This is a genomic window from Azospirillum sp. TSO22-1 (assembly GCF_003116015.1).
Classification (GTDB): Bacteria; Pseudomonadota; Alphaproteobacteria; order Azospirillales; family Azospirillaceae; genus Azospirillum.
The window spans coordinates 1-13,474 of record NZ_LGQZ01000082.1; the positions used below are offsets into that span (position 1 = coordinate 1).

The following is a 13,474-nucleotide window of genomic DNA, read 5'->3' on the forward strand; positions in this document are numbered from 1 at the left end:
CCCTGCCCCCACCCCACCTCCACCGGCCATGGCCGCCCTGCCGCCCGGCGACGGCCCGGCTGAACGTCCGGAGGCGGCGAAAGCGCCGGGTGAGCGCAGCGACGCAAAGCCGCCGACGCGGGCCAACGCGCGCGAGGACGTGTCCGGCACGGACGCGTCCCGCCCCGCCGACCCGCCCGCCACCGCTCCACAGGCGGCCCCGGCGCACACCACGAACGACGGCAAGGGCAACGGCGGCGAGCGCCGCGCGCCGAACGGCGATGCCGTCGCCGACGTGAAGCAGGCCGCAGCGCCCCCCCGCACCGAAGCACCGCCCCTGGTGTCGCCGCAGGCGGCGTCGCAGTATTCGGCGACCACGCACGCCACCGCCGCGCCGATCGCCCGTGGCCACGCGCCGGCCATGCAGCTCGCCGATCAGATCGTGCGCGTCGCCGATGCCGGCGGCGGCGAGTTCCGCATCGAGCTCACGCCCGCCGACCTCGGCCGCGTCCACGTCGTGGCCGGCGTCAACGACGGCCGCGTCGCCCTCACCGTGCAGGTGGAGCAGGCGGACACCCTGCGGCTGCTGATGCGCGACGTGCACCAGCTGGAGCGGGCGCTCGGCGAGGCCGGGCTGCGGCTCGACACCGACACGCTGCAGTTCTCCCTGCGCGGCGACGAACAGCAGCGCGGCTTCTCCGCCCAGGGCGAGACGCCGAACGGCGGGCGCGGCCAGGCCTGGACCGTCGCCGCCCAGGCCGCCTCCGCCGACCCCGTTCCCGAACGCGCCCCTGTCCTGATCGACGGCATCGTCGACGTCACCGTTTGACCGTGAGGCCCCGCATGACCACGACCACCATGACCACCGACAAGCCCTCCCTCCCCGCCGCCACCGCGGCGGAGAGCAAGAAGGGAACCGTCGATTACGAGGCCTTCCTCAAGCTGCTCACCGCGCAGCTGCGCAACCAGGACCCGCTGGCGCCGATGGACGCCACGCAGTTCATGAACCAGTTGGCCCAGATGTCCACCGTCGAGCAGGCGGTGAAGACCAACGACACGCTGGGCCAGGTGCTGGAGACGCTGAAGAACAGCGGCATGCGCATGGACATGGCCTATCTCGGCCGGACCGTGGAGGCGTCGAGCGACGCCCTGGCGCTCAGCGGCGGCAAGGCGCAGACCGCCTACGCCGTGGAGGGCGCCGCCGCCACCGTGACCATCGACGTGCTCGACGATGCCGGGCGCACGCGCTACAGCACCGGCGGCTCGCCGCAGGCCGGCCGGCAGGTCTTCGCCTGGGACGGCCGCCAGACCGGCGGCGGCACCGCGCCGGACGGCGTCTATCACGTTCGCGTCACCGCCAAGGACAAGGACGGCAACGCGGTGAACGTCGCCACCGTGACCTCCGACACGGTGAAGGAGGTGCGCACCGTGGACGGCGCCACCCAGCTCGTGCTCAAGGGCGGGGCGATCGTCCCGGCCAAGGACGTCCTGTCGGCGTCCTGAGCCCGCCGGTTCTCAGAGCCGGGTGTTGTCCTGCTTGAGGAGGCGGTCGATGACGACCGCCTTCACCATCCCGCGGCCGAGCTGCTCGTTGACGCTCTCGCGCAAGGCGCGCGCGGCCGCCCCGAGCTGGATGGCCGGCCCCTCGAAGACGCTGGCACCCGCCAGCCCATAGAGTCCCTGGAGCAGCGCGCTGCGCGCCTGCGGCAGGCGGCGGCGCAGGGCGCTCGCCTGGACGGCGCCCTCGGCTTCCAGCGTGACCTGCGCCAGCACGTACGAGGTGGTCCGCCCGCCGGCGAGCACGGGGACGACGAACTGCCCCAGCTCGACATAGTGCGGCCCCTCCCCCTCGCCCTTCGCCGGGGAGGAGGCGCCGGCCTCCTGGGTTGCCGGCGGACGCATCTGCAGGAAGCCGCCGCCGTAGCCGGCGGCGAACGCCAGCACGGTCAGCGCGGCCAGGACGGCCATCGGTCGCATGGAAAGGTTCCTCCTCGGCACGGGGTCAGAACGGCAGGACGATGTCCAGGACCTGCTGCCCGTAGCGCGGCTGCTGGACGTCGGTGATCTGGCCGCGCCCGCCGTAGGTGATGCGCGCCTCGGCGATCTTGTCGTAGTCGATGGTGTTGATGTTGGTGACGTCCTCCGGACGGATGACGCCGGCGATGCGCATCTCGCGCAGCTCGTAGTTGACGCGCACCTCCTGCCGGCCGGCGATCACGAAGTTGCCGTTCGGCAGCACCTCGGTCACCACGGCGGCCACGCGCATGGCGATCCGCTCGTTGCGCTGGATCGTGCCGTTGCCGTTGGACGAGGCGGTGCTGTCCATGTTGACGAGGTTGGACGGGTTCATGGAACCGGGCAGCTTGGTCTCGAGACCGAAGAAGTTCGGGACGCCGAGTTTCTCCTCGTTGGCGCGCTGGCGTTGCGTCTGGTTCTGCATCTGCGCCTGGTCGGTGATGTTGATGATCACCGTGAGCAGGTCGCCGGTCGTCTTGGCGCGCGGGTCGCGGAAGAAACTGCGGGAGCCGGCCTGCCACAGGGAGCTGGGGATCTGCTCGGTGGACGCGGCCTGGGGCATCGGCATGGAGATCACCCGCGCCTCCGGATTGAGCCCCGGGTTGCTGATCTGCGACAGCGCGGGTTCCTGCCCGACGTTGGCGAGGCGGCTGCACGCACCGAGCCCGATCGACAGGACCCCGATCGACAGGACGGTGAGCGGAGCGACGGCAAAGCGCATGGTGAGATATCTCCTAGGGCGTGGCCACCGCGGCGGCCGAACCGCCGACCGCGACGGTCTGCGGCCCGGTCACGGTGCCGGTGACGACAATGCTGCTGGTGGCGTTCATCACGCGCACGGAGTCGCCGATGCCGGCGTCCTGGAGCGCACGCCCGCGCGCCGCAAGCTGGAGCGGCCCGTCCTCGTAGACGATGGTCACCGGCTTGTTGCGCTGGACGACGATGGGAGTGCCGACCGCCGAGGCCTGGATCAGCCGGCCCGGCGAGAGCTGCCGGCGGCTCGCCTGCCCGACCAGCGCCTCGCGGGAGGCGACGACCCCACCGGTAATCCGCTCGAATTGCATGGCGATGGTCGTCAGGTCGGACTCGGCGATCACCTCGCCGGGCTGGATGCGGCGCACCGGGACCGGAACCTCCACGGTGATCTGCGCCCTGGCGCCGACGTCGTAGAGCTTGCCGCCGCTCTCCACCAGCGCACGCACGGCGCCGGTGCGCGGGTCGTAGCTGAGGTCGCGGACGGCATCGGCGGCGCCCGCGAACGGCGACGTCAGCAGCACCGCGACCCTGGCGTCGGCCGGGACCGCGGCACCGAGGCTGGCGGACAGCTCCCTGGCGAGCGTCGCCTCGACCGAGCCGGCCGCTCCGGCGGAGGGCGCCAGCCCGGCCACGAGCGCCACGGCGGCCACCCACCGCGGCAGGAGGGGAAGCATCGTCATCACCGCATGTTGCTAAGCGTGCCGGCCATGTTGTCGCCGGCCTCGATCACCTTGGCGTTCATCTCGTAGGCGCGCTGCGCCGAGATCAGCTCGGTGATTTCCTGCACCACGTTGACGTTGGACGATTCCAGATACTTCTGCCGGATGGCGCCGAAGCCCGCCTGACCGGCGAAGCCGTCCTGCGGTTCGCCGGACGCGGGGGTGGTGCGGAACAGGTTGTCGCCGAGCGCCTCCAGGCCGGACTCGTTCACGAACACCGTCATGGCCAGCTGTCCCGGCTTGCTCGGCTTGGTCTGGTTCTCGGCGTAGGCCAGAATCTCGCCCGAGCGGTTGATGACGACCTCGCGCGTGCCGGGCGGCACGGTGATGCCCGGCCCCACCGTGTAGCCGTCGGCGGTGACCAGCTGCCCTTCGGGCGACAGCTTGAAATTGCCGGCGCGGGTGTATGCGGTCTCGCCGCCGGGCATGACCACGTTGAAGTAGCCGCGCCCCTCGATGGCGACGTCCAGCTCGTTGCCGGTGGAGGTGAAGCTGCCCGTGGTGTTGATGCGGCTGACCGAGGTGGGCCGGACGCCCAGGCCGATCTCCACGCCGGCCGGGACGATGGTGCCGGTGTCGGTGGACTGGGCACCCTGGCGCCGCTCCGACTGGTACATGAGGTCCTGGAACTCGGCGCGGCCGCGCTTGTACGCTGTGGTGTTGATGTTGGCGATGTTGTTCGAGATGACCTCGACGTTGAGCTGCTGCGCCATCATTCCGGTGGAGGCGATGTTGAGCACGCGCATGGATCGTGACTCCCAGATCCTGATTATGACTTAGCGAGGCGGTTGATGGCGGAGCGCAGCAGGTCCTGGCCCTCGTCCACCATGCGGGTGACCGACTGGTAGTCGCGGGACAGCTCCATCATCCGCGTCATCTCGGCGATCCCCTGGACGTTGGACTGCTCGACCTTGCCCTGGACGAGGCGCGCCTGCGGCGCCGGCCGGGCCGGCGCGTCGGCGGCGAACAGCACGTCGCCGACCTGGCGGAGCGCCTGCGGGTTGTCGAAGCGGACCGGGCGCAGCCGGCCGATCATTTCGTTGTCGGCCGACACCACGCCGTCGGTGGACACGCTGACGTGGCTGCGGTCCGACGGGATGGAAATCGGCTGCCCGTTGTCGTCGACCACGGGGTGGCCGTTCACGTTGACCAGCTGCCCCTCGTTGTCGCGGCGCATGCGGCCGTCGCGCGTGTAGCGGACGCCGTCCGGCGTCTGCACCTGCAGCCAGCCGTCGCCGTCGATGGCGACGTCGTAGGGGTTGCCGGTCTCCTTGAACCCGCCCTGGCGCATGTCGGTGTAGGTGGCGCGGTCGATGGTGAAGGCGATCCGGTCGTTCGGCCGCGTGCCGCCCGGCTCCATGGCGGCTTCGAACAGCATCCGCTCGCCCCGGAACCCGGCGGTGTTCATGTTGGCGATGTTGTTGGCGACCACTTCCAACTGCCGGCGCAACGCCACCTGACGCGACAGGCCGACGTAAAGTGAATTGTCCATCGCCAACCATCTCCAGTTTGAACCCGGCCTTAACCTAGGCGATGCAGTTTAAAGCTGGGTTTCAGCTCTGCCCCTCGCCGACGGTGCTTGTGCTTTCCGGGGCGGCGGAATTCTGACGATTTGCATAAAATTATGGATGTACTGCGATGCATCACTTCAAGGGGACTTGGCCGCTCGTGGCCGCCGGCGTGCTTCTGGCCCTCACCGGCGGGCCGGAGGCCGGTGCGGCGGGGGAACCGGCGCTGCGCGTGCAGGTGGGCGACCACCCCGGCTATTCGCGCATCGTCGTCCGCCTGCCCTCCAACCGTTCGCCCCAGGTGAAGCAGAACGCCTGCGGTGGCCACATCGTCTTCGACGAGGCCGTGGCGTGGCCGCTCGACCGGCTGAACGCAACGCACTCCCGGCGCATCAACGGGTACCGCGCCGGCGGCGGCGGCCGGGCGATGGAGTTCGACGCGCCCTGCGGCTCCCGCATCCGCGGCCTGCGCGAGCGCAACATGTTCATCGTCGATGTCGCCGATCCCCCCGCGCCCGACCGCAAGCCCGACCACCCTGCCCTGCGCACCGCCGGGACCGCCGTGGCCACGGCCACCCCTGCACCGGCGGCCGTCGAGCCGCCGCCGCCGGCATCGCCGGTCGCCGAGGTCGCCCGCATCCTGGCGCCGGTCGCCGAGGCCAGTGCGCAACCCCTTCCACCCGCCGCGGGACCGCCCGTCGACCTGCGTCCGACCGCCGTCCCCGAGGCGCCGCCGCAACAGCGGACACCCGCCAAGGCGAAGCCACCGGCCGGCGATCTTGAACGCGCCGTCCGCGCCAGCGTGGAACGGACGCTGCTGGACCTGGAGCGCACGCCGCGCCTCGCGCCGCCCAAACCCGGCGCCACGCCGCCGGCGGAACCGGCCAGGCATGCCCCGCCCCCACCGCCGCGACCGATCGGCCCCTTCGACTTCGCGGCCTGGGCCGGAGACGACTTCCGCACCACGCGCACCGCGCTGGAGCAGGCGGTCAACGCGGCGCAGGGGGCGCAGCGGGTGGACGCGTCCATCGCGCTGGCGCGCTTCCATCTTGCCCGGGCCATGCTGGAGGAGGGACGCGGCGCGCTCGAATCGGCGGGGAGCTTCGGGCCGACGGCCGACCAGCGCTTCCAGCTGTCGGTGCTGGCGGACGCCTTCCGCACGCTCGACGGAACCGCCGACCCGGCCGGCAGCCTGTTCGCCACCGTCCCGCCCGGCAATGCGGCGGACCATCACGTGTGGCGGGCCGCCACGCTGGCGCCGACGCGGTGGAGCGCCGCCAAGGAGGGCCTGCCGATCGCGCTGCGGCGCCTGCTGTCCTATCCCGCCGATCTGCGCAACCGGCTGCTGCTGGTGCTGGCCGAGGCGGCGAGCGTCGACGACGCGCAGGCACTGAACATGATCATCATGGAAATGATCACCGTCGACGGTGCGGCCTCGGCGGACGGCCAGATCCGCTATTTCCGCGGCCGCCTGTCGGAGTTGCAGAAGCAGCCGGACGCTGCGCTCGACCACTACGGCCACGCGGCCGAATCGCCGGGCCCCTTCGGCCGCCGCGCGCAGGTGCGCAGCGTCGAGCTGCGGCGCGGCCTCGCCCGCCTGGACGACGCCGGCGCCATCCGCGAACTCGAAGCGCTGCGCTACGCCTGGCGCGGCGACTCCATCGAAACCGAGGCGCTGGCCGCGCTGGGCGACGCCTACACGCGTGCGGGCCGGACCGAAGCGGCCCTGGACGTCTTCGGCATGATCGCCCAGCGCTTCGGCGCCACCGCGCGCGGCCTGGCGGCCCTCGGCGCCGGCCGCACGCTCCTGGACGCGGTGGTCACGGCGCTGGAGGACCGGCCGCCGGACGATCCGGCGGCGCTCGGGCTGCACGTGCGCTACGGCGCGCTGATCGCCAAGGTCGACAAGGAGCGCCCGGCGCTGCGCCGCCGGTTGGCCCGCCTGCTGACCCGTGGCGGCTTCACCGTCGAGGCGGCGCGCAGCCTGCACGCGCTGGCCGAGGAGGCGCAGGGCGAGGAGCGCGCCGGGATCGGCGCCGACCTGGCGCAGGTCCTGGTGGCGGCCGGCCGCGGCGCCGAAGCGCTGGAGGTGCTGGCCCGCACCGCGGCACCCGGCGGCGACACCCCGGCGCTCGCCGAGGAGCGCGCGCTGCTGCGCGCCGAGGCGCTGGCCGACGAGGGCGACACGGTGCGCGCCATCGACGCGGTGCGCGGGCTGACCGGCACGCGGGCGATGCGGGCGCGGGCGCGGATCCTGTTCCAGGCCGGGGAATGGACGGCCGCACGCTCCGCCCTCGCCGACCTCGTCGAACGGGACGGCAACGAGGAGGTCACCGCCGACGATGTGGCCCACTACGGCCTCGCCGCGTTCCGCGCCGGCGAGCCGGATCTGGTGCGCGCCGCCGCCGACCGCCACCGGGCACGGCTCGCCGGCACCCGCTGGGACGGCCTGCTGACCACGCTGGCCGCGGCGCCGGAAGCGGGCAGCCGCCCCCTGAAGGAAGCCGACATCGCGCGCCATCTGGCGGCGGCCGACGCCACCGCCGGAATCGTCGGCCGCTGGCGCACCGCGCGTTGAACCGTAAAGCGGCTTTAAACGCCGCGCTCTAGCGTTGCCCGACGGGCGCGACCCGCCGCCCCGCCGATCCGAAGGAGAAGACATGCGTCTGTTGTTTGGAATCATCGCGGTGTTCCTGAGCGTCTTCGGCGGTTTCGCCGCGATGGGCGGGCGCATGGCCGTGCTGTGGCAGCCGGTGGAAATCCTCATCATCATCGGCGCCGGAATCGGCGGCTACGTCATCGCCAACACGCCGCCGGTGCTGAAGGAGACGGCGCGCACGATCGGCTTCCTGGCGAGCGGCCGGAGGACCAGCAAGAACGACTACATCGACCTGATCTCGCTGCTCTACGGGCTGTTGCGCGTCGCCAAGTCGAAGGGCATGTCGCAGATCGAATCCGATGTCGACCGGCCCACGGACAGCCCGCTGTTCACCCAGTACCCGGCGGTCCTCCGGCACGAGCGCAGCCTGACCTTCCTCTGCGACTACCTGCGCCTGATCGCGCTCGGCCAGGACAACCCGCACGACGTCGAGGCGCTGATGAACGAGGAGATCGAGACCATGGCGCGCGAGCTGAACCAGGTGCCGAAGGCGCTGCAGAACCTCGCCGACGCCTTCCCGGCGCTGGGCATCGTCGCCGCCGTGCTGGGCGTCATCAACGCCATGGGGGCGATCAGCGAGCCGCCGGAGATCCTCGGCCACATGATCGGCGGCGCGCTCACCGGCACGTTCCTCGGCGTCCTGCTGTCCTACGGCCTCGTCGGTCCGCTGGCCAGCGCGGCGCGGCACCGGCGCGAGTCGGAGCTGAACATGTTCATCTGCATCAAGGCGGGCCTCATCGCCTACCTGCGCCAGAGCCCGCCGCAGGTGTGCGCGGAGTTCGCCCGCAAGGTGCTGTTCGCCGACATCCAGCCGAGCCTCGGCGAGATCGAGGTGGCCACGACGCTCTCCTCGCAGGGCAAGAACCGCGAAGCGCGGCAGGCCGCCTGAGGAAACTAGCCATGGCCCGCAGCAAGCCCCCCAACACGCTCATCGTCGTCAAGCGCCGTGGCTATGAGGACGAGGAGGAACACACCGGCGCGTGGAAGATCGCCTACGCCGACTTCGTGACGTCGATGATGACCTTCTTCCTGGTGATGTGGCTGATCAACATCACGACCAAGGAACAGCGCGAAGGCATTTCCGAATACTTCAACCCCGTCGCGGTGTCGCAAGCGAATTCCGGGGCGGACGGCGCGCTGGCGGGCCGCTCGGTGGACAAGACCGGCGCGCTGACCTCGCCCAACGCCTCGGGAACCCGCAGCCTCCCCGTCGCCTCGCCGCCGGTGGTCGCGTCGGTCGGCAAGGACGACCGCAACCCCGCCGGCCGCAAGGATCCCACGCCGAACCCGGACAGCGCCGGCCAGCCCGCCACCCTGCCGCAGGTCACCCGCGCCGAGTTCGAAGCGCTGCTCGACCGCCAGAGCGCGTCCGTCCAGGAACAGATGGCGTTCAATCAGCTCGAACAGGATATCCGCAAGCAGATCGCCGCCGCCGGCGACCTCAAGGCGCTGTCCGAAAGCATCGTCATCCAGCAGGTGCCGGAAGGCCTGCGCATCCAGCTGACCGACCAGGCGAAGTTCTCCATGTTCACGGTCGGCTCGGCGCAGATGACCGACCAGACCCGCCGGCTGATGCGTCTGGTCGCGGGGGTGATCGCCACGGTGCCGAACAGCCTGAGCATCAGCGGGCACACCGACGCGCTGGCCTATTCCAAGGACAGCCGGTACGGCAACTGGGAACTGTCCAGCGACCGCGCCAACGCGGCGCGGCGTGAACTGATCGCCTCGGGCGTTCCCATCCAGCGCGTCGTCCGCGTCGAGGGGCGCGCCGACCTCGACCACATGGTCGAGAACCGCCTCGACCCCCGCAACCGCCGCATCAGTATCACGCTCCTGCGCCATGACACCAATGGATCGCCGGCCGCGACCCGTTCTGTTCAGTAAAACCGTACACACTACAAATATAGATAAAATCCGCGGAAGCCCCATCTTTAAACCGGCTTTAACAGCGTGGCTGTAGCGTGGCAGCGTGACTGGTCCGCCGCGGAGAATCCCCGGATCCACTTCCCGTTCAAAAGTCGATACAAGAGGATTCGACGATGAGCCTGTTCAGTGCGATGCGATCCGGGGTCAGCGGCATGTCGGCACAAAGCTCGCGCATGGCCGCCATTTCCGACAACATCAGCAACTCCGCCACCGTGGGCTACAAGCGGGCCGACGTCCAGTTCTCGACGTTGCTGACCTCGCCGAGCCGGGAGAACTATTCCGCGGGCGGCGTGCAGTCGCACACGTTCTTCCAGGTGCAGAAGGACGGCACCATCCAGGGCACCCAGTCCTCCACGGACATGGCGATCCAGGGCGACGGCTTCTTCGTCGTGGCGGACCGCGCCACCGCCGCCCTGGGCACGCCCGAGCGCGCCTTGACGCGCGCCGGCAGCTTCCTGCCCGACGCCGAGGGCTATCTGCGCAACAGCGCCGGCAACTATCTGCAGGGCTGGAAGCTGAACCCCGACGGCAGCCTGCCCGCGGTCAACCTGTCCGCATTCACCGACCTTTCGGCCATCAACGTCGCCAATCTCGCCTATGGCGGCAGCCCGACGAGCCACGTCGACTTCTCCGGCAACCTGCCGGGGCAAGCCGCGATCGGGACGACGTTCGACACGACGACGACCATCTACGACGGTCAGGGAACCGCCCTCGACCTCAAGCTCACCTGGAAGGCGCTGGGCAACGACAAGTGGGAGCTGAACGCCACGCTGCCCACGGACAACGACACGCCGCCGGCACCCTACACGTTCGCGCCGACGTCGCCGGCGATGCCGCTGACGGTGGACTTCGCGCAGACCGGGCCGAACGCCGGCATGCCCATCACGCCGATCCCCAATCTCTCCGTCCTCTCGCCCGCCAAGCCGGTTTCCGACACCATCGCCGTCACCTTCCCGAACGTGACGCAGCTCAACGGCGACTACGTCCCGCAAGTGACCGGCGACGGCTCGAAGGCGGGGATGGTCAGCGCGGTGAACATCGACACCTCCGGCAAGCTCTGGGCGATCTACGACAACGGCGCGCGCCGGGCGCTGTACCAGATACCGGTGGCCGACGTGACGAACCCCGACGGCCTGGTGCCGCAGGACGGCAACACCTACACGCTGGGCGCCGACAGCGGCAACCTGACGCTCAACATCGGCAACGCCGGGGGCATCGGCAGCGTCATCGGCAACGCGCTGGAACAGTCCAACGTCGACCTCGCCGACGAGATGGTCTCGCTGATCGAAACGCAGCGCGCCTATTCGTCGAGCGCCACCATCGTGCGAACCATCGACGAGATGGTCGACGAAACCACGCGCCTGAAGCGCTGAGCGTGCCGGCAAGGGAGCCCAAACCATGAGCATCCAACTGGCCCTGCACGCCGCGCTGTCGGGGCTGCGCGCCACGCAGCAGAACGCGGCGCTGGTCTCGCACAACATCACCAACGCGACGACGCCGGGCTTCGTGCGCAAGGAGCTGAGCGTCTCCGCCGCCCTCACCGGCGGCCACGGGCAGGGCGTGCGCGTCAACGGCGTCAGCCGCGACGTGGACGAGCTGCTGATCCGCGACGCCCGCTTCGAGCAGAGCCGCTACCTCGGGCAGGAGGCGCGCGCCTCCTCGCTGTCCGACTACGCGCAGGTGATCGGCCAGCCGCAGGACGAGCGCTCGGTGTCCACGACCGTCGCCAAGCTCCAGCAGGCCTTCGAGCGCCTGCACGGCATGCCGGACGACAAGGCCGCGCAGAGCGGCGTGATCGACGCCGCCAACGCGCTGGCCGGCCGCATCCACGATGCCGCCTCCGCCGCTCTCACGGTTCAGGGCGACGCGCGCGCCCGCCTCTCCGCCTCGGTCGCCGACGTCAACGCGGCGCTGGTCAAGATCGGTGAGCTGAACACCTCCATCGCCACCCAGCAGGCCCGGGGCGCCGACGTGGGCGACCTGATGGACCAGCGCGACGTGCTGCTCGACCAGGTGTCCGACGACATCGGCATCCGCACCTACACGCGCGACAACGGCCAGGTGGTGGTGATGACCCGCAACGGGCAGACGCTGCTCGACCGCGAGCTGCCGGCGGGCGCGCAGCCGATCCAGATCGTCAACGATCCCGTCAACGGGCTCACGTTCCAGATCGGCGGGGTCGTCTCGGCCAACCCCGGCCAGGACATCCAGAGCGGCCGCATCATGGGCTACTTCCAGGTCGTCACGCAGGACATGCCGCGCGTGCTCGACCAGCTCGACGGCCTGGCGGCCGGTCTGGCGCAGAGCTTCCAGGCGGCGGAGGCCGATCCCACGCAGCCGGGCCTGTTCACCGTCGGCACGCCCGTCAACCCGGGCGATCTGGCGTCGGGCATCGCGGTCAACAGCGCGGTGCAGGGCAACAGCTGGCGCGTGCAGAGCGGCGTGCAGGCGACCGTTCCCCTCGCCCCCGGCGACCAGACGCAGATCGCCAAATTCCTGGATGCCTTCACCGCGGTGAACGGCTTCACGGCAGCCGACATGCCGGCAACGGCGACGCTGGGCGATTACGCCACCGCCATGGTGTCCGCCCAGCAGACCTACCGCACCGGCGCCGTCGCCGACATGAAGACGCACAAGATCGCCGCCGACACCCTGCAGACCGCGCGGATCAACCGCGACGGCGTCAACATCGACGACGAGATGCAGAAGCTCCAGCTCATCGAGCAGAGCTACGGCGCCAGCGCCCAGGTCATCCAGGTGGCCGGCCGCATGATCGACACGCTGCTGCGGATCGCGGAGTAGGCCCATGCTGTTCAACACCGTCTCCACCCTGGGCCTGAGCCGCCGCCTGCAAGGCTCCCTCACCGACGTGCAGATCGAGCTGAGCCGCGCCGGCGACGAGGTCGCCAGCGGCAAGCACGTCGACGTGGCCGAACATCTCGGCGCCCGCACCGGCCGGGCGATCAGCCTGCGCAACCTCTACGACGACGTGGACGAGCACCTGAAGACGTGCTCGCTGCTCGACGGGCGCTTCTCCACCATGAACAGCGCCATGACCAGCATCCTCGCCGCCGGCCAGGACGTGCTCGCCTCGGCGTCGACCGGGCTGGGACAGCCCTCGCCGACCGGCACCTCCCTGCAGATCCGCGCGCGCGGCGCGCTCGAACAGATCGTCGGCCTGCTCAACGCCTCCTCCGGCAACGGCTACCTGTTCGGCGGGGTCGAGGTGTCGCGGCCGCCGGTGCGCAACGTGGCGGGCGACTCGTCCGGTCTGCGCTCGCCGATCACCATCGTGCAGGATGCGATCGCGGCGGCCACCGGCGGCCCGGCGGCGCCGGTCACCGCGGCGGACAGCGCCGCGGCGGTCGCCACGCTGGACACCCTTTTCGCGACCCGTGACCCGGCCACGCCGCCGCCGGCACCGCTGACCGACACCTTCGAGGGCGGCTTCTACGTCGGCGCCACCGCGCTGAAGCCGGGCGGCACCCCCAATCCCCGCCTGACCGGCCGGCCGGACGCCTCGGTCGAGCTGGCCTACGGCGTGCAGGCGAACGACCCCGGCGTGCGCTCGCTGCTGGAGGGGCTGTACATGCTGGCGGCGGTGGACACCAGCAAGCTGCCGCTCGACGCCTACCAGCCCTACGTCCAGGCCGCGGTCGACCGGCTGTCGGCCGGCACGGAAGGGATGCGCGACGCCACCGCGCAGCTCGGCATCCAGCACGCCACCCTGCTCGACGTCGCCGAACGCCACCGCACCCACCAGAAGATCCTGGCCGACCAGATCAACGACCTCGAAAACGTCGATCCGGCACAGGCGAGCGTGCGGCTCAACCAGTTGGAGATGCAGGTCGAGGCGACGGCGAGCGTGACGGCCCGCATCGCGCGCCTGCGGCTGACCAACTACCTGTAAG

General features: G+C 70.8%; 13 protein-coding genes. 8 read left to right on the forward strand and 5 right to left on the reverse strand.

Annotation, left to right across the window (positions count from 1 at the left end):
- Both TSO221_RS21620 and TSO221_RS21625 read left to right on the forward strand, forming a co-directional pair.
- On the forward strand, window positions 1-808 hold an 808-nt coding region (locus TSO221_RS21620), incomplete at its 5' end, for a flagellar hook-length control protein FliK (RefSeq protein WP_146208866.1).
- Between the two features lie 14 nt (window positions 809-822).
- A complete protein-coding gene (locus TSO221_RS21625; RefSeq protein ID WP_109120598.1) occupies window positions 823-1,482 on the forward strand; it encodes a flagellar hook assembly protein FlgD in 660 nt (219 codons plus the stop codon).
- A 12-nt stretch (window positions 1,483-1,494) separates the two neighbouring features.
- On the opposite strand, the gene TSO221_RS21630 is transcribed toward TSO221_RS21625, so the two are convergent.
- Genes TSO221_RS21630 through flgF form a run of 5 tightly spaced genes read right to left on the reverse strand, consistent with a single transcriptional unit; the run spans window position 1,495 to window position 4,962 of the window.
- Window positions 1,495-1,956: a flagellar basal body-associated FliL family protein gene (locus tag TSO221_RS21630; RefSeq protein ID WP_109120599.1), complete on the reverse strand. Its 462-nt coding sequence runs from the start codon at window positions 1,954-1,956 to the stop codon at window positions 1,495-1,497.
- A gap of 25 nt (window positions 1,957-1,981) precedes the next feature.
- Complete coding sequence (gene flgH / locus TSO221_RS21635) at window positions 1,982-2,716, reverse strand: flagellar basal body L-ring protein FlgH (RefSeq protein ID WP_109120600.1); 735 nt, start codon at window positions 2,714-2,716, stop codon at window positions 1,982-1,984.
- A gap of 13 nt (window positions 2,717-2,729) precedes the next feature.
- A complete protein-coding gene (gene flgA / locus TSO221_RS21640; RefSeq protein WP_247878171.1) occupies window positions 2,730-3,425 on the reverse strand; it encodes a flagellar basal body P-ring formation chaperone FlgA in 696 nt (231 codons plus the stop codon).
- Window positions 3,426-3,430: 5 nt separating this feature from the next.
- Complete coding sequence (gene flgG / locus TSO221_RS21645; protein WP_109120602.1) at window positions 3,431-4,216, reverse strand: flagellar basal-body rod protein FlgG; 786 nt, start codon at window positions 4,214-4,216, stop codon at window positions 3,431-3,433.
- A gap of 23 nt (window positions 4,217-4,239) precedes the next feature.
- Window positions 4,240-4,962 (reverse strand): flagellar basal-body rod protein FlgF, encoded by a 723-nt coding sequence (gene flgF, locus TSO221_RS21650; protein WP_109120603.1) that lies wholly within the window; start codon window positions 4,960-4,962, stop codon window positions 4,240-4,242.
- A gap of 146 nt (window positions 4,963-5,108) precedes the next feature.
- Between flgF and TSO221_RS21655 the strand changes: the two genes are divergently transcribed.
- From TSO221_RS21655 to TSO221_RS21680, 6 genes are all read left to right on the forward strand, one after another.
- Window positions 5,109-7,556: a hypothetical protein gene (locus tag TSO221_RS21655; protein WP_247878172.1), complete on the forward strand. Its 2,448-nt coding sequence runs from the start codon at window positions 5,109-5,111 to the stop codon at window positions 7,554-7,556.
- Window positions 7,557-7,638: 82 nt separating this feature from the next.
- A complete protein-coding gene (gene motA / locus TSO221_RS21660; protein WP_109120604.1) occupies window positions 7,639-8,526 on the forward strand; it encodes a flagellar motor stator protein MotA in 888 nt (295 codons plus the stop codon).
- Window positions 8,527-8,537: 11 nt separating this feature from the next.
- Entirely contained in the window at window positions 8,538-9,521 is a 984-nt protein-coding gene (locus TSO221_RS21665; protein ID WP_109120605.1) for a flagellar motor protein MotB, read from the forward strand.
- Window positions 9,522-9,676: 155 nt separating this feature from the next.
- The gene (locus TSO221_RS21670) at window positions 9,677-10,936 is read left to right on the forward strand and encodes a flagellar hook protein FlgE (protein WP_109120606.1); all 1,260 of its coding nucleotides are present in this window, start codon (window positions 9,677-9,679) and stop codon (window positions 10,934-10,936) included.
- 25 nt (window positions 10,937-10,961) lie between these two features.
- Window positions 10,962-12,365 (forward strand): flagellar hook-associated protein FlgK, encoded by a 1,404-nt coding sequence (gene flgK / locus TSO221_RS21675; RefSeq protein ID WP_109120607.1) that lies wholly within the window; start codon window positions 10,962-10,964, stop codon window positions 12,363-12,365.
- Window positions 12,366-12,369: 4 nt separating this feature from the next.
- Complete coding sequence (locus tag TSO221_RS21680) at window positions 12,370-13,473, forward strand: flagellin (RefSeq protein WP_109120608.1); 1,104 nt, start codon at window positions 12,370-12,372, stop codon at window positions 13,471-13,473.
- The last annotated feature ends 1 nt before the right edge of the window (window position 13,474 follow it).